General features: G+C 72.5%; 21 protein-coding genes. 1 reads left to right on the top strand and 20 read right to left on the bottom strand.

Features of this window, described 5'->3' with window-relative positions:
* Positions 1-14 precede the first annotated feature (14 nt).
* The 12 genes from metK to ACZ4TW_RS06495 form a co-directional block, all read right to left on the bottom strand.
* Positions 15-1,208: a methionine adenosyltransferase gene (gene metK / locus ACZ4TW_RS06550; RefSeq protein WP_465541321.1), complete on the bottom strand. Its 1,194-nt coding sequence runs from the start codon at positions 1,206-1,208 to the stop codon at positions 15-17.
* On the bottom strand, positions 1,205-2,521 hold the full coding sequence (locus ACZ4TW_RS06545) for a bifunctional phosphopantothenoylcysteine decarboxylase/phosphopantothenate synthase (RefSeq protein WP_465541435.1): 1,317 nt from the start codon (positions 2,519-2,521) through the stop codon (positions 1,205-1,207). Before ACZ4TW_RS06545 ends, metK begins: the two co-directional genes overlap by 4 nt.
* Positions 2,522-2,540: 19 nt before the next feature.
* Positions 2,541-2,798 carry a DNA-directed RNA polymerase subunit omega gene (gene rpoZ, locus ACZ4TW_RS06540; protein ID WP_092669843.1) on the bottom strand — a complete coding sequence of 86 codons (258 nt, stop codon included), beginning with the start codon at positions 2,796-2,798 and terminating at the stop codon, positions 2,541-2,543.
* Positions 2,791-3,777, bottom strand: a complete 987-nt coding sequence (gene gmk, locus ACZ4TW_RS06535; RefSeq protein WP_465541319.1) for a guanylate kinase — start codon at positions 3,775-3,777, stop codon at positions 2,791-2,793. Before gmk ends, rpoZ begins: the two co-directional genes overlap by 8 nt.
* Positions 3,770-4,648, bottom strand: coding sequence for an orotidine-5'-phosphate decarboxylase (pyrF, locus tag ACZ4TW_RS06530; protein ID WP_465541317.1), 879 nt, complete (start codon positions 4,646-4,648; stop codon positions 3,770-3,772). The genes gmk and pyrF overlap by 8 nt, the downstream gene beginning before the upstream one ends.
* Positions 4,645-7,938 (bottom strand): carbamoyl-phosphate synthase large subunit, encoded by a 3,294-nt coding sequence (carB, locus tag ACZ4TW_RS06525; protein ID WP_465541315.1) that lies wholly within the window; start codon positions 7,936-7,938, stop codon positions 4,645-4,647. Before carB ends, pyrF begins: the two co-directional genes overlap by 4 nt.
* Positions 7,938-9,149: a glutamine-hydrolyzing carbamoyl-phosphate synthase small subunit gene (gene carA / locus ACZ4TW_RS06520; RefSeq protein ID WP_465541313.1), complete on the bottom strand. Its 1,212-nt coding sequence runs from the start codon at positions 9,147-9,149 to the stop codon at positions 7,938-7,940. The genes carB and carA overlap by 1 nt, the downstream gene beginning before the upstream one ends.
* Positions 9,142-9,708: a PH-like domain-containing protein gene (locus ACZ4TW_RS06515; RefSeq protein WP_465541311.1), complete on the bottom strand. Its 567-nt coding sequence runs from the start codon at positions 9,706-9,708 to the stop codon at positions 9,142-9,144. Before ACZ4TW_RS06515 ends, carA begins: the two co-directional genes overlap by 8 nt.
* Positions 9,701-11,014, bottom strand: coding sequence for a dihydroorotase (locus ACZ4TW_RS06510; RefSeq protein WP_465541310.1), 1,314 nt, complete (start codon positions 11,012-11,014; stop codon positions 9,701-9,703). Before ACZ4TW_RS06510 ends, ACZ4TW_RS06515 begins: the two co-directional genes overlap by 8 nt.
* Positions 11,011-11,964 (bottom strand): aspartate carbamoyltransferase catalytic subunit, encoded by a 954-nt coding sequence (locus tag ACZ4TW_RS06505; protein ID WP_465541308.1) that lies wholly within the window; start codon positions 11,962-11,964, stop codon positions 11,011-11,013. Before ACZ4TW_RS06505 ends, ACZ4TW_RS06510 begins: the two co-directional genes overlap by 4 nt.
* Positions 11,961-12,500 (bottom strand): bifunctional pyr operon transcriptional regulator/uracil phosphoribosyltransferase PyrR, encoded by a 540-nt coding sequence (gene pyrR / locus ACZ4TW_RS06500; RefSeq protein ID WP_465541433.1) that lies wholly within the window; start codon positions 12,498-12,500, stop codon positions 11,961-11,963. Before pyrR ends, ACZ4TW_RS06505 begins: the two co-directional genes overlap by 4 nt.
* Before the next feature lie 215 nt (positions 12,501-12,715).
* Positions 12,716-13,246 (bottom strand): DoxX family membrane protein, encoded by a 531-nt coding sequence (locus ACZ4TW_RS06495; protein ID WP_465541306.1) that lies wholly within the window; start codon positions 13,244-13,246, stop codon positions 12,716-12,718.
* Between the two features lie 226 nt (positions 13,247-13,472).
* On the opposite strand from ACZ4TW_RS06495, the gene ACZ4TW_RS06490 reads away from it, so the two are divergent.
* Positions 13,473-14,831 carry a glycosyltransferase gene (locus ACZ4TW_RS06490; protein ID WP_465541304.1) on the top strand — a complete coding sequence of 453 codons (1,359 nt, stop codon included), beginning with the start codon at positions 13,473-13,475 and terminating at the stop codon, positions 14,829-14,831.
* Here the strand turns inward: ACZ4TW_RS06490 and nusB are convergent.
* From nusB to mltG, 8 genes are all read right to left on the bottom strand, one after another.
* The gene (gene nusB / locus ACZ4TW_RS06485; RefSeq protein WP_465541302.1) at positions 14,791-15,204 is read right to left on the bottom strand and encodes a transcription antitermination factor NusB; all 414 of its coding nucleotides are present in this window, start codon (positions 15,202-15,204) and stop codon (positions 14,791-14,793) included. The two genes, ACZ4TW_RS06490 and nusB, sit on opposite strands and share 41 nt — an antisense overlap.
* The gene (gene efp, locus ACZ4TW_RS06480; RefSeq protein ID WP_465541300.1) at positions 15,204-15,767 is read right to left on the bottom strand and encodes an elongation factor P; all 564 of its coding nucleotides are present in this window, start codon (positions 15,765-15,767) and stop codon (positions 15,204-15,206) included. The genes nusB and efp overlap by 1 nt, the downstream gene beginning before the upstream one ends.
* Positions 15,768-15,841: 74 nt before the next feature.
* On the bottom strand, positions 15,842-16,279 hold the full coding sequence (gene aroQ / locus ACZ4TW_RS06475; protein WP_465541298.1) for a type II 3-dehydroquinate dehydratase: 438 nt from the start codon (positions 16,277-16,279) through the stop codon (positions 15,842-15,844).
* A 76-nt stretch (positions 16,280-16,355) separates the two neighbouring features.
* Positions 16,356-17,435 (bottom strand): 3-dehydroquinate synthase, encoded by a 1,080-nt coding sequence (gene aroB / locus ACZ4TW_RS06470; protein ID WP_465541296.1) that lies wholly within the window; start codon positions 17,433-17,435, stop codon positions 16,356-16,358.
* Positions 17,432-17,989, bottom strand: a complete 558-nt coding sequence (locus ACZ4TW_RS06465) for a shikimate kinase (protein ID WP_465541294.1) — start codon at positions 17,987-17,989, stop codon at positions 17,432-17,434. Before ACZ4TW_RS06465 ends, aroB begins: the two co-directional genes overlap by 4 nt.
* Positions 17,982-19,196, bottom strand: coding sequence for a chorismate synthase (aroC, locus tag ACZ4TW_RS06460; RefSeq protein ID WP_465541292.1), 1,215 nt, complete (start codon positions 19,194-19,196; stop codon positions 17,982-17,984). The genes ACZ4TW_RS06465 and aroC overlap by 8 nt, the downstream gene beginning before the upstream one ends.
* A gap of 24 nt (positions 19,197-19,220) precedes the next feature.
* Positions 19,221-20,096, bottom strand: coding sequence for a shikimate dehydrogenase (locus ACZ4TW_RS06455; protein WP_465541290.1), 876 nt, complete (start codon positions 20,094-20,096; stop codon positions 19,221-19,223).
* Positions 20,096-21,739: an endolytic transglycosylase MltG gene (gene mltG / locus ACZ4TW_RS06450; RefSeq protein ID WP_465541289.1), complete on the bottom strand. Its 1,644-nt coding sequence runs from the start codon at positions 21,737-21,739 to the stop codon at positions 20,096-20,098. Before mltG ends, ACZ4TW_RS06455 begins: the two co-directional genes overlap by 1 nt.

Raw genomic sequence — 21,739 nt, 5'->3', positions numbered from 1 at the left:
ACCCGCCGGCCACCTCAGAGCCCGGCGGCGGCGCGCAGGTCGTCGACGCGGTCGAGCCGCTCCCAGGTGAAGGCGGGCAGCTCGCGGCCGAAGTGGCCGTACGTGGCCGTGTCGGCGTAGATCGGCCGCAGCAGGTCGAGATCGCGGATGATCGCGGCGGGACGCAGGTCGAACACCTCTCGGATGGCGCCGATGATGCGGTCCTCGGGCGCGTGCCCCGTGCCGAACGTCTCGACGTAGAGTCCCACCGGCGCGGCGGCGCCGATCGCGTACGCGACCTGCAGCTCCAGCCGATCGGCGAGTCCCGCGGCGACGGCGTTCTTCGCGACCCAGCGCATCGCGTAGGCGGCGGAGCGGTCGACCTTGGACGGGTCCTTGCCGCTGAACGCGCCGCCGCCGTGCCGGCTCGCGCCGCCGTAGGTGTCGATGATGATCTTGCGACCGGTCAGGCCGGCGTCGCCCTGCGGGCCGCCGATCTCGAAGCGGCCGGTCGGGTTGATCAGGACCTTCAGGTCGGGCCGGGAGAGCTCGACGGTGTCGAGCACCGGCCGGATCACCAGTTCTTCGACCTCGGCGCGCAGCTGCTCGGTCGACACGCTCGTCGCGTGCTGCGTGGAGAGCACCACGGTCTCGATCGTGCGGGCGGTCTGGCCCTCGTAGCCGACGGTGACCTGCGTCTTGCCGTCGGGGCGGAGGTAGTCGAGCTCGCCATCCTTGCGCACGCGCGCGAGGCGCTCGGCCAGCCGGTGCGCCAGCCAGATCGGCACGGGCATGAGCTCGGGGGTCTCGCGCACGGCGTAGCCGAACATGATGCCCTGGTCGCCCGCGCCCTGCCGGTCGAGCTCGTCGATGCTCGCGCCCTCGCGCGACTCGTAGGCGTGGTCGACGCCCTGGGCGATGTCGGGCGACTGGCCGCCGATCGACACCGAGACGCCGCACGAGCGGCCGTCGAACCACACGTCGGACGAGTCGTAGCCGATCGACGTGATGCGGTCGCGCACGATGGCCGGGATCTCGACGTACCCCGAGGTCGACACCTCGCCCGCGACGTGCACGAGGCCCGTGGTCACCAGGGTCTCCACGGCGACGCGGGCGTGCGGGTCGACCGCGAGCAGCGCGTCGAGGATCGCGTCGGAGACCTGGTCGCAGATCTTGTCGGGGTGGCCCTCAGTGACGGACTCGGAGGTGAACTGGCGCAGTGCGCTCATGCGGGGTGGGTGTCCTTCGTCGTGGATGCGGCGCGGGCGTCGCCGACGGCCGGGAGCCGCGCGGCGACGAGGTCGAGGATGCCGTGCGCCACCGACATCTTGGTTCCGGATGCCTCGGCGACGACCTCGTCGGACGCCCCGATGACCGACACGGCGTTCTCGTCGGCCGCGAATCCGCGGGTCCAGCCCACGCGATTGACCACGAGCAGGTCGGCGCCCTTCGCGCGGCGCTTGGCGCGCCCCAGCTCGAGCAGCCGCTCGGCATCGGCCTCGGTCTCGGCGGCGAAGCCGACGAGGAGCGTGCCGTCGTGGGGGGCCGCACCCAGCTCGGCGAGGATGTCGGGGTTGCGGACCAGCTCCAGGGTCATGTGGTCGCGGCCGTCGACCTTCTTGATCTTGGCCTCGCTCACGGTCGCCGGGCGGTAGTCGGCCACCGCGGCGGCCATCACCACGACGTCGGCCGTCGCGGCGGCCTCGCGCACGGCATCGCGCAACTCGAGCGCGGTGGAGACGGTGCGCACGCGGCATCCGCCCGGATCGCCCACCTCGAGGTTCGCGGCGATGAGCGTGACCTCGGCGCCCCGCGCCGCGGCGGCATCGGCGATCGCGACGCCCTGCTTGCCGCTCGAGCGGTTGCCGAGGAAGCGCACGGGGTCGAGCGGCTCGCGGGTGCCCCCCGCCGAGACGACGATGCGGCGACCCGCGAGATCCTGCGGGACCGCACCGCGGCGAGCGACGTCGGGCGCGGAGCCGGGCGCGACGCCCGCGCCGCCGGCCTCGAGGCCGTGCCGCGCGGCGACCTCGAGGGCCGCCGCGACGATCACGTCGGGCTCCTCGAGCCGCCCCGGGCCGCTGTCGGTGCCCGTGAGCTGCCCGACCGCGGGCCCGACGATCGTCACGCCGCGCTCGCGGAGGGTCGCGATGTTGGCCCGCGTGGCCGGATGGTTCCACATCTCGGTGTGCATGGCCGGGGCGATGACGACAGGCGCCTCGCTCGCGAGCACGGTGTTGCCGAGCAGGTCGTCGGCGAGCCCCGCGGCGAGCTTCGCGATGCTGTTCGCGGTCGCCGGCGCGATCACGATGAGGTCGGCGGCCTGACCGATGGCGACGTGGCGCACCTCGGCGACGCCCTCGAAGAGGTCAGTGTGCACGGGGTTGCGCGAGATCGCCTCGAGGGTCGGTCGGCCGACGAAGCGAAGCGCCGACTCGGTGGGCACGACGTGCACGTCGTGCCCGGCGAGCACGAGCGAGCGCACGATCGACACGGCCTTGTACGCCGCGATGCCGCCGGTGATGCCGACGACGATGTTCAGCGCCATGCGCGCCTGCCGGCTACTCGCCGATGGGGCGGAGGCGCAGCTTGTCCTCGTTGACCTCGTGGAGCGCGACCGACAGCGGCTTGTCGTCGATCGACGAGTCGACGAGCGGTCCGACGTTGTCGAACAGGCTGCCCTCGTGGAGGTCTGCGTAGTAGTCGTTGATCTGGCGCGCCCGCTTCGAGGCGAAGATGACCAGCTGGTACTTCGAGTCGACCTTCGACAGCAGGTCGTCGATGGGCGGGTCGATGATGCCGGACAGCTTCTCAGCCATGGAGGGACTCCTTCGAGTGGGGCGCACCGTCGGTGCGCGGAAGATCGTGGCGCGAGGCAGGCTGACGCCGACCCCGGCGAGGCCGCATCAAGTCTACGACCTTTTGCGCGGCCTCGCGGACCTCGTGGTTGACGACCTGGTGATCGAACTCCTCGACGGCGGCAAGTTCGACCTTCGCGGTCTCGAGCCGCCGCTGCTGTTCGGCGGCGCTCTCGGTGCCTCGGCCGACCAGCCGGCGTACGAGCTCATCCCACGTCGGCGGCAGCAGGAACACCAGCGTCGCCTCGGGCATGGCCCGGCGCACCGACCGCGCGCCCTGGATGTCGATCTCGAGCAGCACGCTGTTCCCGGCGGCGATCGCCTCCTCGACAGCGCGACGGGGCGTGCCGTACCGGTACGCGTTGTGCACGGTCGCCCATTCGAGCAGCTCGCCGGCCTCGACCATCCGGTCGAACTCGTCGTCGGAGACGAAGAAGTAGTGCTCGCCCTCGACCTCGCCCGGCCGCGGCGCTCGGGTGGTCGCCGAGACGGAGAGCCTGACGTCGGGATGGTGCTCGCGGATGTAGCCGGCGACCGTGCCCTTGCCGACCGCGGTCGGGCCGGCGAGCACCACGAGCCGGTCGCCGGTACCGCCGTGTTCGGCGACCCAGTCGGCCGTGAACTCGCGCAGGCGCCGGCGCTGCAGGCGCCCGAGCCCGCCGAGGCGCTTCGAGGCGGCGATCTGGAGCTCATCCATGGTGCGCGCGCACTTGGTCTGCCCGATCGCCGGGATGGAGGTGAGGAACTCCGTGACCCGCAAGCGCCCCTCGACGCCCTCGGGCTCCTCGTACGCGGCGCGCAGCACGTCGAGCGGGCTCCGCGCTCCGATGGCGATGTCGTGCTTGACGGCCGCGCGGGCGCGGCGGGCGGCGACAGCGGCGCGCGACGCGGCGACGCGGTCGACCTCGGGCGGGGCGGAGGTCGCGGTGCGATCAGACACGGGCCGCTCCGATCTCGTCGGCACGGCGCACGATCGCCTCGACGAGCCCGTCTGGGCCCTCGCCGAGCAGCGATCGCGACTCGCTCACGATCACGCCGGCCGCGAGCGAGCCGTAGATGGCGTCGAGGTCGCGCACGTCGGCGCCCTGGTGCCCGAAGCCCGGCGCGAGCACGGGCAGCGTGGGCGACACGGGGTCGGCCGAGGTGTCGATGCCGGATGCCGCGAGGTCGACGGTCGCGCCGAGGACCACGCCGATCGAGCCCATGGGGCGGTCGCCGGCGTCCTCGCGTGCGGCGTTCCACGCCGCGACGCCCCCGCAGATCGCCCCGGCGACGGTGTCGCCCTCGCGGCTGGACTGCTGCAGGATGGCGCGCTGGATGGCCGCGGCCTCGGGGTTGGAGGTCGCCGCGAGCACGAACAGGCCCTTGCCCGAGGCATCCGCCCGGCGCATCACCGACTCGATCGATCCCAGTCCCTGGTATGCGCTGATCGTCATGGCATCGGACTCGAGGCTCGAGCCGGGCCGCAGCCAGGCCTCGCCGTACGCGTCGACGCTCGTGCCGATGTCGCCGCGCTTGACGTCGGCGATCACGAGCAGGCCGGCGTCGCGGGCCTCGGCGAGCACGCGCTCGAGGGCGGCGTAACCCGCCGCGCCGTGCCGCTCGTAGAACGCGACCTGCGGCTTCACGATGCCCGCCCGACCGGAGGCGGCGCCGACGACGCGCAGTCCGAACTCACGGACGCCCTCGGCCGAGTCGTCGAGCCCCCAGCGATCGAGCAGCGACGCGTGCGGGTCGATCCCCACGCACAGCCGGCCCCACGCGGCGAACGCGCCGTGCAGGCGCTCCCCGAACGAGGCGGACCCGTTCACGCGACCACCTCGGCGGCGCGACGCGCCGAGTACTCCTGCAGGCTGGTCACCTCGAAACCGCCCTCGACGGCGTCGAGCGAGGCGACGGCCGCCGACAGCTCGGCGATCGTGGTGAACAGCGGGATGTCGGCCGCGACGGCCGCCGCCCGGATCTCGTAGCCGTCGGCGCGCGCCGATCGGCCGCTGGGCGTGTTCACGACCACGTCGATCTCGCCGCGGTGGATGAGCTCGACCACCGACGGGTCGGCCTCGTCGTGCTTCTCGCTGAACTTCAGCACGGTGCCCGCCTCGATGCCGTTGCGGCGCAGCACCTCGGCCGTGCCCTCCGTGGCGACGAGCTCGTAGCCGAGCTGCTGCAGGCGCAGCACCGGGAGGATGATGGCCCGCTTGTCGCGGTCGGAGACCGACACGAACACCCGGCCCGACAGCGGCATCCCGCCGTACGCGGCCAGCTGGCTCTTCGCGAACGCGGTCGGGAAGTCCTTGTCGATGCCCATGACCTCGCCGGTCGACCGCATCTCGGGGCCCAGCACGGAATCGACCATGATGCCCTCGCTCGTGCGGAACCGGTGGAAGGGCAGCACGGCCTCCTTCACCGCCACGGGCGCGTCGAGCGGCACGCGGGAGCCGTCTACCTCGGGCAGCATGCCCTCGCCGACGAGCTCGCGGATCGAGGCGCCGACCATGATGCGCGACGCCGCCTTGGCGAGCGGGATGCCGAGCGCCTTCGAGACGAACGGCACCGTGCGGCTCGCGCGCGGGTTGGCCTCGAGCACGTAGAGCACGCCCGCGCCGATCGCGAACTGGACGTTGAGCAGCCCCTTCACGCCGATGCCCTCGGCGATCAGGCGCGTCGCCTCGCGCACGCGGTCGATCTCGGCACGGCCGAGCGTCACGGGCGGGAGGGTGCAGCTCGAGTCGCCCGAGTGGATGCCGGCTTCCTCGATGTGCTCCATGACGCCGCCGACGTACAGCTCGGCGCCGTCGTAGAGCGCGTCGACGTCGATCTCGATCGCGTCGTCGAGGAAGCGGTCGACGAGCAGCGGATGCGTCGGGCCGACGATCCCCTGCCCCTCGATGCGCGCGAAGTAGTCGGCGAGCGAAACGGAGTCGTACACGATCTCCATGCCGCGTCCGCCGAGCACGTAGCTCGGTCGCACCAGGACCGGGTAGCCGATCTGCTCGGCGACCTGCACGGCGCCCGACAGGTCGATCGCGGTGCCGTTGCGCGGCGCGAGCAGGCCCGCGCGGTCGAGGATGGCGGCGAACTGGCCGCGTTCCTCGGCGGAGTCGATCGCCTCGGGGCTCGTGCCGAGGATCGGCACACCCGCCGCCTCGAGGCCGTTCGCGAGCCCCAGCGCCGTCTGGCCGCCGAGCTGCACGACGACCCCGACGAGCTCGCCGGACTGCGACTCGGCGTGGATGACCTCGAGCACGTCCTCGAGCGTGAGCGGCTCGAAGTAGAGCCGGTCGCTCGTGTCGTAGTCGGTGGAGACCGTCTCGGGGTTGCAGTTGATCATGATCGTCTCGAACCCGGCGTCGGACAGCGCGAACGACGCGTGCACGCACGAATAGTCGAACTCGACGCCCTGGCCGATGCGGTTCGGACCGGAGCCCAGGATGACGACCTTGCGGCGCTCGCTCGGCGCGACCTCGGTCTCGAGGTCGTAGCTCGAGTAGTGGTACGGCGTGAGCGCCGGGAACTCGCCCGCGCACGTGTCGACGGTCTTGAACACCGGGCGGATGCCGAGGATGTGGCGGACCTCGCGCACGTCGGCCTCGCCGAAGCCCCGGAGCTGCCCGACCTGGGCGTCGGAGAAGCCGTGGTCCTTCGCGAGCAGCATGGTCTCGGTGTCGAGCGCGTCGGCCGCCGCGACCTGCTCCGCCACCTCGTTGATCAGCGCGATCTGGTCGAGGAACCAGGGGTCGATCTTCGTCGCCTCGAACACCTGCTCGATCGTGGCGCCCTTGCGCAGCGCCTGCTGCACGAGCACGATGCGGCCGTCGGTCGGCACGCTCGCCGCCTCGAGCAGCTCGTCGACCGAGCGCGGCTCGTCCTCCCAGTGGAAGCTGGACCCGCGCTTCTCGAGCGAGCGCAGCGCCTTCTGGAGCGCGGTCGTGAAGTTGCGGCCGATCGCCATGGCCTCGCCGACCGACTTCATGGTCGTGGTCAGCGTCGGGTCGGCCGCCGGGAACTTCTCGAACGCGAACCGCGGCACCTTCACGACGACGTAGTCGAGCGTGGGCTCGAAGGACGCCGGGGTGACCCGGGTGATGTCGTTCGGGATCTCGTCGAGGCGGTAGCCGATGGCGAGCTTCGCGGCGATCTTCGCGATCGGGAAGCCCGTCGCCTTCGACGCGAGCGCCGACGAGCGCGACACGCGCGGGTTCATCTCGATGACGATGACGCGCCCGTCGACCGGGTCGACGGCGAACTGGATGTTGCAGCCGCCCGTGTCGACGCCGACGGCGCGGATGATGTCGATGCCGATGTCGCGGAGCTTCTGGTACTCGCGGTCCGTGAGGGTCAGCGCGGGCGCGACCGTGATCGAGTCGCCCGTGTGCACGCCGACGGGATCGACGTTCTCGATCGAGCAGACCACGACCGTGTTGTCGTGCGTGTCGCGCATGAGCTCGAGCTCGTACTCCTTCCAGCCGAGGATGGACTCCTCGAGGAGCACCTCGGTGGTCGGCGAGTCGTGCAGGCCCTGCGTCACGATGCGCACGAGGTCGGCCTCGGTGTAGGCGAAGCCCGAGCCGAGTCCGCCCATGGTGAACGAGGGACGGACGACGAGCGGGTAGCCGAGGTCCTTCGCGAACTCCTTCGCCTGGTCGAGCGTGGTCGCCACGTGCGAGCGCGCGACATCGGCGCCGGCGGCGATCACGAGGTCCTTGAAGAGCTGGCGGTCCTCGCCCTTGCGGATCGCGTCGACCTTGGCGCCGATGAGCTCGACGCCGTGCTTGTCGAGGATGCCGGCGTCGTGCAGGGCGATCGCGGCGTTCAGCGCGGTCTGGCCGCCGAGCGTCGGCAGCACGGCATCCGGGCGCTCCTTGACGATGATCGACTCGATCACCTCGGGCGTGATCGGCTCGACGTAGGTCGCGTCGGCGAAGCCCGGGTCGGTCATGATCGTCGCCGGGTTCGGGTTGACCAGGATGACGCGCACGCCCTCTGCCCGGAGGACGCGGCAGGCCTGGGTGCCCGAGTAGTCGAACTCGGCCGCCTGGCCGATGACGATCGGCCCGGAGCCGATGACGAGGACGGATTCGATGTCGTCGCGCTTGGGCATTACTCGCCGGCCTCCTGGCTGTCGTCGGTGGTCTTGCTCGCGATGACCATGTCGCGGAAGCGGTCGAAGAGGTAGTTCGCGTCGTGCGGTCCGGCCGCCGACTCGGGATGGTACTGCACCGAGAACGCGGGGATGTCGAGGCAGTTCAGTCCCTCGACGACGTTGTCGTTGAGGCCGACGTGGCTGACCTCGACGCGGCCGAAGCCCTCCGCGGAGTCGCTGACGCGGTCGGTCGGCGCGGCCACGGCGAACCCGTGGTTGTGCGCGGTGATCTCGACCCGACCGGTCTCCTTGTCGAGCACCGGCTGGTTGATGCCGCGGTGGCCGAACGGGAGCTTGTACGTCTCGAAGCCGAGCGCGCGGCCGAGCAGCTGGTTGCCGAAGCAGATCCCGAAGTACGGCACGCCCTCGCGCAGCGTGGTGCGCAGCAGCTCGACATGGCGGTCGGACGCGCCGGGGTCGCCCGGGCCGTTCGAGAAGAAGAGCGCGTCGGGCTTCAGCGCCAGCACGTCGTCGGCCGTCACGGTCTGCGGCAGCACGTGCACGTCGAAGCCGCGCTCGGCGAGGTACTTCAGCGTCGAGGTCTTGACGCCGAGGTCGAGCACGGCGACCGACCCGACACGCTCGCCGATCGCGTCGAGCGAGTACAGCTCGGCGGTCGAGACGGCGCCCGAGAGGTTGCGTCCGGCCATCTGCTCGCCGCCCTGCACGAGCTCGAGCTGCTCGCCGGCCGAGAGGTACGCATCCTCGCCCGAGAACACGCCCGCGCGCATCGCGCCGAGGGAGCGGATGTGGCGCGTGACCGCGCGCGTGTCGATGCGGCTGATGCCGACGATGCCGGCGTCGGCCAGGTCGTCGTCGAGGCTCCGCTGCGAGCGGAAGTTCGAGACGACGCGGGAGGGATCGCGCACGACGAACCCGGCGACCCAGATCTTCGCGGACTCCATGTCGTCGTCGTTCATGCCGGTGTTGCCGATGTGCGGCGCGGTCATCAGCACGATCTGGCCGGCGTACGAGGGGTCGGTGAGCGTCTCCTGGTACCCGGTCATGCCGGTGGCGAACACCGCCTCACCGAACGTGCGGCCGCGCGCGCCGTAGGCGCGACCCTCGTAGCGGGTCCCGTCCTCGAGCACGAGCACGGCGCGGTCGAGGTCGACCGCGGCGGGTGCCGCCTCTGCGTCGGCGGGAAGGGGAATCGGGGTCTCAGTCATCCGAGGCCTCGCTCTCTGCGTTCTCTGCGTCCGGCCGCGGCGCGACGGGCGCTGCGGCGATGTCGTTCAGTGCGGCGACGAGCCGGGCGGACTCGTTCGGGTACCGGCACCGGAGGTAGCTGTCGACCCGGGTCGTCGTGTCTGGGTCGGACCGGTCGTCGACGATCCACGTGAGGGCGACCAGGCCCTCGGGCTCGACGCCGCGATCGATCGCGTAGGTCGCGGTCCCCGCACCCGCGATGCGGCCGGCGGGGATGAAGCTCGGCCGCTCGCCCGCGATCCGCAGCAGGACGCCCTCGGGGTGCAGCTCGACGCGAGCGGAGCCGCGGAAGGCCAGGCCCTCGACCGCGAGGCGCTCGAGCGGCTCGGCCTCGGGCGTGGTCGCGACGTAGAGGGCCTCGACCTCGAGGGTCGGCGCGCCCAGCGCGCCGGGCGCCTCGTACGCGGCGAGAGACCGGTCGCGCGCGGTCCGGCGCCGCCACGAGCGGGCCATGAGCCAGCCCGCGGCCCCGACGAGCACCACGGCGATGGCCGTGCCGAGGATCCAGCCGCTATCCACGAGCGACCTCCTCGGCCGGGCGGACCGCCCCGTCGAGCACGGTCGGCACGCCACGGTGGAACGTCGCCACGACCCGACCGGGCAGGGTGCGCCCGAGGTACGGCGAGTTCGCGCTGCGGCCCGCGAGCCGTTCGGTGCCGAACTCGGCCGACGCCGACGGGTCGACGAGGGTGAGCTCGGCGGCGGAGCCGACCGCGACGGGCTCGCCGTGGCCGGACAGCCGGCCGATGCGCGCGGGCGTCGTGGAGAGCACGCGCGCCACATCGGCCCAGCCCATGAGGCCGGTGTCGACCATCGTCTGCTGTACGACGGAGAGCGCCGACTCGAGGCCGACCATGCCGTTGGCCGCGGCATCCCACTCGCACTCCTTCGCCTCGACGGGGTGCGGAGCGTGGTCTGTCGCGACGATGTCGATCGCGCCGTCGGCGAGGGCGGCGCGCAGCGCCTCGACGTCCTCCTGGCGGCGCAGCGGAGGGTTGACCTTGTAGCGCGGGTCGTACCCGGCGACGAGCTCCTCGGTGAGCAGCAGGTGGTGCGGCGTCACCTCGGCGGTCACGTCGATGCCTCGGCCCTTCGCCCAGCGGATCACCTCGACCGAGCCGGCCGTCGAGACGTGGCACACGTGCAGCCGCGAGCCCACGTGCTCGGCCAGGAGCACGTCGCGGGCGATGATCGACTCCTCGGCGACCGCCGGCCAGCCCGCGAGGCCGAGCTCGCCCGAGAGCGCGCCCTCGTTCATCTGCGCGCCCTGCGTGAGCCGCGGCTCCTGCGCGTGCTGCGCGATGACGCCGTCGAACGCCTTGACGTACTCGAGCGCGCGGCGCATGAGCAGCGGGTCGAAGACGCAGAAGCCGTCGTCGCTGAACACCCGGACCCGGGCGCGCGACGCGGCCATCGCGCCGAGCTCGGCGAGCTGCTCGCCCTTCAGCCCGACGGTGACGGCGCCGATCGGCTGCACCGTCGCGTAGCCCGCGGCCTCGCCGAGCGAGAGCTCCTGCTCGACGACGCCCGCCGTGTCGGCGACCGGGAACGTGTTGGCCATCGCGAAGACGGCCGTGAAGCCGCCGGCCGCGGCCGCCTGCGTGCCGGTGAGCACGGTCTCGCTCTGCTCGTAGCCGGGCTCGCGCAGGTGCGTGTGCAGGTCGACGAGGCCGGGAAGCGCGACGAGGCCGTCGGCGTCGATCACGGTCGAGCCCGCGGCATCCGCCACCGACCCGACCGCGGCGATGCGCCCGCCCTCGAGCAGGACGTCGGCGCGCTCGCCCGTGGGCAGCGCGGCGCCGCGGATGAGGAACGACTCGCTCATCGGGCCTCACCCCGCTCGCCGGACAGCAGGAGGTAGAGGGCGGCCATTCTCACTGATACTCCGTTCGCAACCTGCTCGCGCACCGTGGACTGCGAGGAGTCGGCGGCGCGGGCGGCGATCTCGAGCCCGCGGTTCATCGGGCCGGGATGCATGACCATCGTAGTCGCGGGCAGCTGGGCGAACCTGTGGTCGTCGAGCCCCCACGTGCGTGCGTACTCGCGGCTGTTCGGGAAGAACGCGCCGTGCATGCGCTCGGCCTGGATGCGCAGCATCATGACGACGTCGGGCCGGCCCGCGAGCGCCCGGTCGAGGTCGTACTCGATGCGCGCCGGCCAGCCGCGCACGTCGACGGGCACGAGCGTGGGCGGGGCGACGAGCGTGACCTCGGCCCCGAGCGTCTCGAGCAGCCACACGTTCGAGCGGGCGACGCGCGAGTGGAGGATGTCGCCCACGATCACGACGCGCACGCCGTCGAGGTCGCGACCCCGCGAAGCGGCCCCGTGCAGGCGGCGGCGCATCGTGAACGCGTCGAGCAGCGCCTGGGTGGGGTGCTCGTGCGTGCCGTCGCCCGCGTTGACGACGCCGGCGTCGATCCATCCGCTCGTCGCGAGCGTGAACGGCGCACCCGACGACGGATGGCGGATCACCACGCCGTCGGCGCCCATGGCCTGGAGCGTCTGCGCGGTGTCCTTCAGGCTCTCGCCCTTCGAGACGCTCGAGCCCTTCGCGCTGAAGTTGATGACGTCGGCCGAGAGGCGCTTCGCCGCGGCCTCGAACGAGATGCGCGTGCGCGTGGAGTCCTCGAAGAAGAGGTTCACGACCGTGCGGCCGCGCAAGGTCGGCAGCTTCTTGACCTCGCGCTCCTGCACCGCCGCCATGTCCTCGGCGACGTCGAGCAGCCCGATGGCGTCGTCGCGCGCGAGGTCGCGCGTGCTGAGCAGGTGCCTCACGCGTCGCCCCCCTCGATCGTCACGGCGTCGTCGCCGTCGACTTCGGCGAGGCGCACGTTGATGCGCTCGCGCGTCGAGCTCGGCAGGTTCTTGCCGACGTAGTCGGCGCGGATCGGGAACTCGCGGTGTCCGCGGTCGACGAGCACCGCGAGGCGCACCGCGCGGGCGCGGCCGAGGTCGGCGAGGGCGTCGAAGGCGGCACGGATGGTTCGGCCCGAGTAGAGCACGTCGTCGACGAGCACCACGACGCGGCCATCGATGCCGTCGCCCGGCACCTCGGTCGGGTGCGGGGCGCGCACGGGATTGCGGCCCAGGTCGTCGCGGTACATCGTCACGTCGAGCGCACCGGCGGGCACGTCGGTGCCGGCGATCCGGGACACGATCCGGGCGAGTCGCTCGGCCAGCACCACGCCGCGCGTGGGGATGCCGAGGAGGACGAGATCGTCGGCGCCGCGATTGGCTTCGAGGATCTCGTGGGCGATGCGGGTCAGCGCCCGCTCGAGGTCAGCCTGCTGCAACACGGTGCGCACAGCGATGCGGACTCCCTTCTCCGCCTCACAGGACGGGCTTCAAGGTTGTCGGTCGCTCGATCCTACCAGCGACGCCGTTGCGACGGATGCCGGGCCTCCCGCGCGGAGGCGCCTGTCCGCTGCGTTCGAGCTCAGCGAGCTGCCGGTGACGCACGTCGCCTGCGGAAAGGGGCGGGACGCCCTGCGTCCCGCCCCTTTCGCCCTGCCCGGCATCCGCCGGTTCACCGCGAGTGATGCGTACCGCGGAGCACTCGCGAGGCGACCACGAGCGCGGCCGCGACGAGCACGACGTTCTTCGCGACGTACTGGCCGAGCAGCGTCGGCCCAGCGGCGGTGATCAGCTCGTCGGTGAAGAACACGATCGGCGAGAAGATCCCGACGAACGCGACGGCGAGCACGACGAGCCCCAGGCGGGCGAATCGGCCCGAGATGATGAGCAGGCCCGCGGTCGTCTCGATCACGGCGGTCAGGATCATCGCGAGCTGGCCGCCGATGATGCCGAAGGTGAGCACGCCCCAGGTCGCCTCGACGAGCGATTCGACGGGGCTGACACCGGGGAAGAACTTCAGGACGCCGAACACGGCGAACACGGCGCCGAGAGCGATGCGGAGGGCCGGGATGCTCCAGCGCTCGAGGAAGGCCTTGAGGGCGGTCTCGGCGGTGGCGAGCCGCGCGAGGAGCGAACGCACGCCCGCGAACGCGGGACGGTGCGTGACCGGGCGCAGCCGGGTGGGCGCGGAGAGGGTGGACATGGCGGTGCTCCTTCCAGAGCGACGTTGTGGGTGACATGCCGGAGTGCGGCGATGTCATCCAGTGAACCGTCGGCCCCGAGCCCGCGTATCCGGGCCGATCCCGGAACGATGCGAGGGATCGCCCTCCGTTTCCGTGGGGGCCCGCCCTGACCCCGACTCAGGGCCCTGCGCCATCCGCCCCTGTTCGGGGGCCGCGCCCCCGCGCCGCCCCGTGGTGGCATCGGACATGGCCGAGGTGATGATCGCCGTGATGCCGTTCGCGGGACACATCGCGCCGCTCGCCGCGGTCGCCTCGGCGTTCCTCGAGGCCGGCCACCGCGTGCGCGTGTACACCGGCGGCGCGTACGCCGGCCGGTTCGAGGCGCTCGGTGCGGAGGTCGTGCCCTGGTCGCGCGCGCCCGACTTCGACGAGCACGACCTCGCGGCGACGTTCCCGACGCTGCGCGGTCGCAAGGGCCCGTTGCAGGCGATCGCGAACATCGAGCACGTGTTCATCCGGACGGCCGCCGCACAGGGCGAGGACCTCGTCGCCGCGTACCGGGCGCGCCCGTGGGACGTCATCGTCGCCGACGGGCTCAGCCTCGGCGCTCGCCTCGGCTCCGAGCACACGGGCACGCCATGGGTGACGGTGTCCATCGTGCCGCTCACCATCCCGACGCCGGAGCTTCCGCCGCCGGGGTTCGGGCTCCCGCCCGCCCGGGGACCGCTCGGACGCATACGGGACCGTGTCCTCCACCGGGTGCTCGCGCTGGCCTCGCGCGGCCTGGAGCACGCATACGACGAGCAGCGCACGGCGTCGGGACTTCCGCGGTCGTCTGTGCCGTTCGAGCTGGTGTTCTCCTCTCCCGACCTGGTCTGCGCGTCGGGCATCCCCGATCTGGACTGGCCCCGACGCGGCTGGCCCGTGCCGATCGAGTACGTCGGCGCACTCGCCCCGACCGGTCGAGCCGACGCGACGTCGCCGTCCTGGTGGGCCGTCCTGCCCGAGGACCGGCCGATCGTGCACGTGACCCAGGGCACGCTGAACGTCGATCCGACCGATCTCATCCGGCCCGCATTCGCCGCGCTCGGCCGGCAGGCGGTGTCCATCGTGGCGACGACCGGGCGCGCCGACGCGCCCGAGCTGCCCTTCCCCGCGCCGCCGAACGCGTACGTCACCGGCCTGATCGACTACGCGGCACTCCTCCCCCGCCTCGACGCGATGATCACCAACGGCGGCTGGGGCGGCGTGCTCGCCGCCCTCGCGCACGGGTTGCCGCTGATCGTCGCCGGCGGCGACCTGGACAAGCCCGAGATCGCCGGTCGCATCGCGTGGACGGGCGCCGGGATCGACCTGCGCACGGGCACACCCACGCCCCGCGCGATCCTCCGCGCCTGGCGTCGGCTGACGGCCGACCCGGCCTACCGCGCGAACGCCGCGCGCCTCGGCCGTGAGCTGCGCCGGCACGACGGGCCGCGCGAGGTGGTCGCCCATACGACGGCGCTGCTCGACCGGCTGGGCGACCGCGAGCCCGCGCGCCGAGCGGAGGCGGAGGGGACGCTCGTCAGGCCTTCGCGTGCGAGATCGCCGCGAGCAGGCCGTTGACGAACCCGGCCGAGTCGTCGGTCGAGAGCACGGTGGCCGCCTCGACCGCCTCGCTGATCGCGACCGGGTCGGGCACCTCGTCGTTGTAGACGATCTCCCACACGCCGATGCGCAGGAGCGCCCGGTCGACTGCGGGCATGCGCTCGAGGGTCCAGCCGCGCGAGTGCGTCGTGATGAGCTCGTCGATCTCGTCGCGGTGATCGACCACGCCGTCGACGATCTCGCGCGCGTACAGCCATGACGCCTGGCGCTCGGGCTCGTTCACCGCGCGTTCGGCCTCGACCGCGAGCAGCTGTTCGACAGGCACCTGCCGCATGTCGGCCGCGTAGAGCAGGTCGAGGGCGCGCTTGCGCGCCTTCGTACGCGCGCTCACTAGTCGTTCACGCGCCCGAGGTACTCGCCCGAACGGGTGTCGACCTTGACCTTCGTGCCGGTCTCGAGGAACAGCGGCACCTGGATCTCATAGCCGGTCTCGACCGTCGCGGGCTTGGTGCCGCCCGTCGAGCGGTCGCCCTGCAGGCCCGGCTCCGTGTAGGTGATCTCGAGCACGACCGACGCGGGCAGGTCGATGTACAGCGGGTTGCCGTTGTTCAGGGCGATCGTGACGGCCTGGTTCTCGAGCATGAAGTTCTTGGCGTCGCCCACGATGGTCGCCGGAACGGTGATCTGGTCGTAGTCGGTCGCGTCCATGAACACGAAGCCGTCGCCGTCGCTGTAGAGGTAGGTGAAGTCGCGGCGGTCGACGTTCTCGATATCGACCTTCGCGCCGGCGTTGTACGTGCGGTCGACGACCTTGCCGCTGACGACGTTCTTCAGCTTGGTGCGCACGAACGCGCCGCCCTTGCCGGGCTTGACGTGCTGGAACTCGATGACGCTCCAGAGCTGGCCGTCGATGTTCAGGACGACGCCGTTCTTGATGTCCGCGGTGCTTGCCATGGGTGGATCCGTTCGATGGAGAGGAGAAGTCGAGGGCACGACGAGGCGTGCGACCGATCGAGTCTAGTCGAGAGCTACGGACGCCGCAGAAGCCAGTCGACCGCCAGCCGGTAGGAGTCGGCGCCGAACCCCGCGATCACGCCCGTCGCCACGCCCGAGATGACGCTCGTGTGGCGGAACGTCTCACGCGTGTGCGGATTCGAGAGGTGCACCTCGACGAGCGGCACGGCCGCGGTCTTCAGCTGGGCCGCGGCATCCCGCAGCGCGTAGCTGTAGTGCGTGAACGCGGCAGGGTTCAGCACGACGGGCGTGCCCCGGTCCACGGCCTCGTGGATCCATCCGATCAGCTCGGCCTCGTCGTCGGTCTGGCGAAGGTCGATCTCGACGTCGTCGGGCACGGATGCCGCGAGCTCGGCGCCGATGTCGGCGAGCGTCTGCGACCCGTACACCTCGGGCTCGCGCGAGCCGAGGCGGCCGAGGTTGGGCCCGTTGAGGACGAGGATCGTGGTCATCCTCGAAGCCTAGCGACGGTGCCGGTCCGGGAACGCACGACGCACGCGCCTCGCTGACGGCCGCCACGACCGCCGCTCAGGACGCGATCTCCTGGTACGCCGCGAACAGGAGCGACTGGTCGGGCGCGAGCATGACGGTGGGCTTGGCGAGGTCGTCGAGCACGATGAAGCGCAGCTGCCCGGCGCGCGCCTTCTTGTCGCGCTGCATGGTCGCCAGCAGCGTGTTCCAGCGGCCGGCGGGGTACGACGTCGGCAGGCTCAGCAGGTCGAGCACGCGCTTGTGCCGGTCGGCGACCTCGTCGGAGAGCCGCCCGGAGAGCCGGCCGAGCTCGGCCGCGAACGCGAGGCCGACGGCGACCGCGGCGCCGTGGCGCCACTGATAGCGCTCGGCGTGCTCGACCGCGTGGCCGAGCGTGTGCCCGTAGTTGAGGATCTCGCGGAGGCCCGCCTCGCGGAAGTCCTCGCTCACCACGTCGGCCTTCATCGTGATCGCCAGCTCGACCACGCGGCGGAACTCGGACGTGGTCGGGTCGGTCGCGACATCCGGATCGGCTTCGATGACGTCGAGGATCTCGGGATAGCGGATGAAGCCGGCCTTCACGATCTCGGCGAAGCCCGCGAGGATCTCGTTCCTCGGCAGCGTGTCGAGCAGCTCGAGGTCGCACAGGACCGCGGCCGGCGCGTGGAAGACGCCCACGAGGTTCTTGCCCTCGTTGGTGTTGATGCCGGTCTTGCCGCCCACCGCGGCGTCGACCATGCCGAGCACGGTCGTCGGCACCTGCACGATACGGACGCCTCGCAGCCACGTCGCCGCGACGAATCCGGCGAGGTCGGTGATCGCTCCCCCGCCCAGCCCGACGATGACGTCGGTGCGCGTGAAGTCGGCCTGGCCGAGGATCTGCCAGCAGAACGCGGCGACCTCGACGCGCTTGGCCTGCTCGGCGTCGGGCACCTCGGCGAGGAGCACCTCGTAGCGGCCGAGGAGCGACTCGCGCACGGCGGCCGCCCGCGCGCCCAGCGTCGGCGGGTGCACGATGAGCACCTTGGTCGCGCCGGTGCCGATCGCGTCGGCGAGGCCCGCGAGCACCCCGCGGCCGACGACGACGTCGTAGCCCGGCTCGCCTCCGACATGGATGGTGGTGGCCTCGTCGGTCATGCGCGTGCTCCTGCCCACTCGGTGATCTCGGCGACGATCCTCGCGACCGAGCGGCGCGAGGTGTCGATGACGAGCCCGGCGACCTGCTCGTAGAGCGGTCGTCGCTCGTCGCGGATGCGGATCCAGGCCTCCAGCCCGCCGTCCGCGATGAGCGGACGCGTGCCGCCCGTCAGGCGCGGCGCGACCGCCTCGGCCGACACCTGCAGCCAGACGGTGGCCAAGCCGGCGAGGTCGGCGCGCGTGTCGGCGTCGAGCACGGCACCGCCGCCGAGCGAGACGACGGCATCCTCTCGCAGCGCCTCGGCGACGACCTCGCGCTCGATGCGGCGGAAGCGCCCCTCGCCCTCGCGGGCGAAGATCTGCTCGATCGGCCCGTACCGCTCGACGATGCGCTGGTCGGTGTCGACGAAGGGCGCACCGACGGCGTTCGCGAGCCGGGCGCCGACCCGCGACTTGCCGGCGCCCATCGGACCGACGAGCACGATCGGCAGCGGCGGCACCGGCCGCCCGGAGCCGGACGGGACGTCGGCAGCGGCCGTGGGCGCGTCAGGCACGGATCGCGTCGGGCGCCGCGACCTCGCTCGCGAGCGCGTCGGGGATCGCCGCGAGGTAGCCCTCGAGGTTCCGGCGCGTCTCGGCGACCGAATCGCCCCCGAACTTCTCGAGCACGGCGTTGGCCAGCGTGAGCGCGACCATCGCCTCGGCGACGACGCCGGCCGCGGGAACCGCGCAGACGTCGGAGCGCTGGTGGTGCGCCGGCGCCGGCTCGCCCGTGGCGACGTCGACCGTCGGCAGGGCGTGCGGCACGGTCGCGATCGGCTTCATTCCGGCGCGCACGCGGAGCACGGTGCCGGTCGACATGCCGCCCTCGGTGCCGCCGGCGCGGTCGCTGGCCCGCACGATGCGGCCATCGGCCAGGTGCAGCTCGTCGTGCGCGGCCGAGCCGCGCCGCGTGGTCGTGAGGAACCCGTCGCCGACCTCGACGCCCTTGATCGCCTGGATACCCATGAGCGCCGCGGCGAGCTGCGCGTCGAGGCGGCGGTCCCAGTGCACGTGCGAGCCGAGCCCGGGCGGAAGCCCGTAGGCGAGCACCTCGACGACGCCGCCGAGGGTGTCGCCGTCCTTGTGGGCCGCATCGACCTCGGCGACCATGCGCGCGCTCGTCGCGGGGTCGAAGCAGCGCAGCGGGTCGGTGTCGAGCGCGTCGACATCGGCGGGCAGCGGCAGCGCGCTGCCCTCGGGCACGCGCAGCGGACCGATGGCGACGGTGTGCGAGACGAGCCGGATGCCGAGCTGGGCGAGGAACGCCCGGGCGACGGCACCGAGCGCGACACGGGCGGCGGTCTCGCGCGCGCTCGCGCGCTCGAGCACCGGGCGGGCCTCGTCGAATCCGTACTTCTGCATGCCCACGAGGTCGGCGTGACCGGGACGCGGGCGGGTGAGCGGAGCTCCGCGGCCGCGGCCGAGCGTCTCGGGGTCGACCGGGTCGGGGCTCATGACCTGCTCCCACTTCGGCCACTCGGTGTTCCCGACGCGGAGGGCGACCGGGCTGCCGAGCGTGAGGCCGTGGCGGACGCCGCCCGAGATCGCCAGCTCGTCCTGCTCGAACTTCATGCGCGCGCCGCGCCCGTAGCCGAGCTTGCGGCGGGCGAGATCGGCACGGATGTCGTCGAGCGTGACGGGGATGCCGGCGGGAAGTCCCTCGAGGATCGCGACCAGCTCGGGGCCGTGCGATTCACCGGCGGTGAGCCAACGGAGCATGCCCACCATCCTCCCACAGCGGGCTCAGGGGCTCCGACGCATGACGTCGAGCACCGCCGCCTCGTCGGGCAGTTCGGCGAGCGGGTCCCCGTTCACGAAGATGCGCACCTGGAGCAGCGCCTGGTGCACGAGCATGTCGAGGCCGTGCGCGACACGACCGCCGCCAGCCGTCCAGGCGGCCGCGAGCGGGGTAGGCCAGGGCGAGTACGCCACGTCGAGCAGCGGCGCGCCGACGAGTTCGTCGGACGGCCCGATGCCGAGGTCGGTGCCGCCGGGAACCGTGCTGATCACGAGGTCGGCCGGCCCGCCCTCCGTGAGCCGGGCGATCGGGCGCACGTCGACGACGAGCCCCATCGCGTGGCCGAGCTCGACGACGGATGCCGCGCGGCCGGGGTGGCGCGCGCAGACCTCGACGCTCACGGCGCCGAGCTCGGCCATGGCGATGAGGGCGGAGGCGGCGGTCGCCCCGCCGCCCACGAGCACGCCGTGCCGGATCGTCGTGACCCCGGAGTCGGCCAGGGCGCGCACGATCCCGCCGATGTCGGTGTTGAAGCCCAGCCGGCGCCCGTCGTCGGCGAGCAGCAGCGTGTTCACCGCGCCGGCGCGTTCGGCGAGCCGCTCGACCTCGTCGGCGATCGCCAGCGCCTCGGGCTTCAGCGGCATCGTCAGCGAGAGGCCGCGCCACTCCGGGCCGAGTCCGTCGAGGAACGCGGCGAGGTCACCCTCGCCGACCTCGGCGCGCTCGTACGTCCAGTCGGCCAGGCCCAGCCGGTCGTACGCCGCGCGGTGCAGCGCCGGGCTCTTCGAGTGCGCGATCGGCGAGCCCAGGACGGCGAGCCGGCGCGGCCCACCCGTCGTGCCCCGACGCTCGCCCGCGACCTCCGCCGACTGCTCGCTCATCACCCGCTCTCCTCGAGGTACTGGAGGAACCGCTCCACGGCCGCGTCGTGCTCGGCGAGCGTCGCCGAGAAGACCGTCTCGCCGGTCTCGAGGTTCACCGTCACGAAGTAGAGCCACGGCCCCTCGGCCGGGTTGCGCGCCGCGTCGATCGCCACGTCGCCCGGGTTGCCGATCGGGCCGGGCGGCAGGCCCGGATGCACGTAGGTGTTGTACGGGTTCGCGGGATCGGCGCGCTCGGCATCCGAGGTCTCCACCGTCGAGTCGTCGCCGATGCCGTAGTGCACGGTCGAGTCGAACTGCAGTAGTCCGCTCTCGAACTGCGCCGGGTCGAGGCGGTTCCGGATGACGCGCGAGACCTTGTACGAGTCGTCGGCCGATCCCGCCTCGCGTTCGATGAGCGACGCGACGACGATCGTCTCCCACCGGTCCTCCGGCGGCACGCCCGCGTCATCGAGGGCCTGGAACGTGCGGTCCACGAGCGTCTGCACGACCTGGTCGGCGGTGACGTCGGGCGGGAACGTGTACGTCGCCGGGAACAGGAAGCCCTCGACGGAGGTGGCCTGCTCGGGCAGGCCGAGCGCCTGCGGGTCGGCCGCGGCCGCCTGCAGCTCCTCGACCGGGATGCCGGTCGCCGCGGAGGCCGCCGCGAACGCGTCGCGCGCCCACAGCCCCTCCTGGATCACGAACGTGTTCTCGAGCTTGTTCGCCGGATCGAGCAGGGCGTCGAGTGCCGACTTCGCGCTCATCTCGCTCGCGAGCCGGTACGCGCCCGGGTAGAACGTCGGCGTCGACGACCGGCTCGTGACCTCCTCGATGAACGCCTCTGCGGAGGCGACCACGCCCTCCTCCTCGAGGTTCGCCGCGATCGTCTCGCCGCCGTCGCCCTCGTTGATCATGAAGACGACCTCGCCCGAACCGGAGCCGGAGTAGTCGGCCGCCGGCTCGAAGCGCTCCAGGAACGCCGTCACGGGCGCCTGCAGGAAGAAGAACCAGGCTCCGGCCGCGACGGCGGCGAGCACCAGCAGCGCGATGAGGCAGCCGAGCGCCCCGCGACCCCGGCGTCGACCCTGCTCGGGTTCCTGCTCATCGAGGTCGAGGGCTGCCGCGGCTCGGCGGTCCGCACGCGAGGGCCGCGGTGCAGGGTCGTCATCCCACGGGGAGAGCAGGTCGGGCTCGAGCGGGTCGGCGTCGGCCACGGCGTACGCCGGTCGGACGCCGCCGCCCCGGACGCGCTCCTCGCCGTTGGCGATTCCGGAGTAAGCGGCCCGGTCGTCGTACCCGCCTCGCGGTTCCTCCGAGGCGCGCTGCGCCTCGTACGCACGCCGTTCCTGCTCGGCGCGTCGCTCCTCCTCGGCCCGCTGCGCCTCCCGCGCGCGCCACTCCAGTTCGGCGCGGCGCTCTTGCTCCGCGTGCCATTCCTGCTCGGCGCGCCGTTCCTGCTCCGCCCGCCACTCCTGTTGGGCGCGCCACTCCTCCTCGGCGCGTCGCTCCTCGAGCTCCGCGACGCGGCGGCGCTCGGCCTCCTGTCGCTGCTCCAGCTCACGCAGCTCCCGCCGGCTCCGAGGCGCCGGCGGCCCCGAGGGGGTCTCGGGATGGTACGGCTGGTCGGAGCCGCGGCGATGCTCTGGGGGGAGCTGGGTCAC

The sequence above is a fragment of the Agromyces sp. NPDC029043 genome (assembly GCF_055564615.1).
This window is presented reverse-complemented; position numbering and strand designations above follow the sequence as displayed.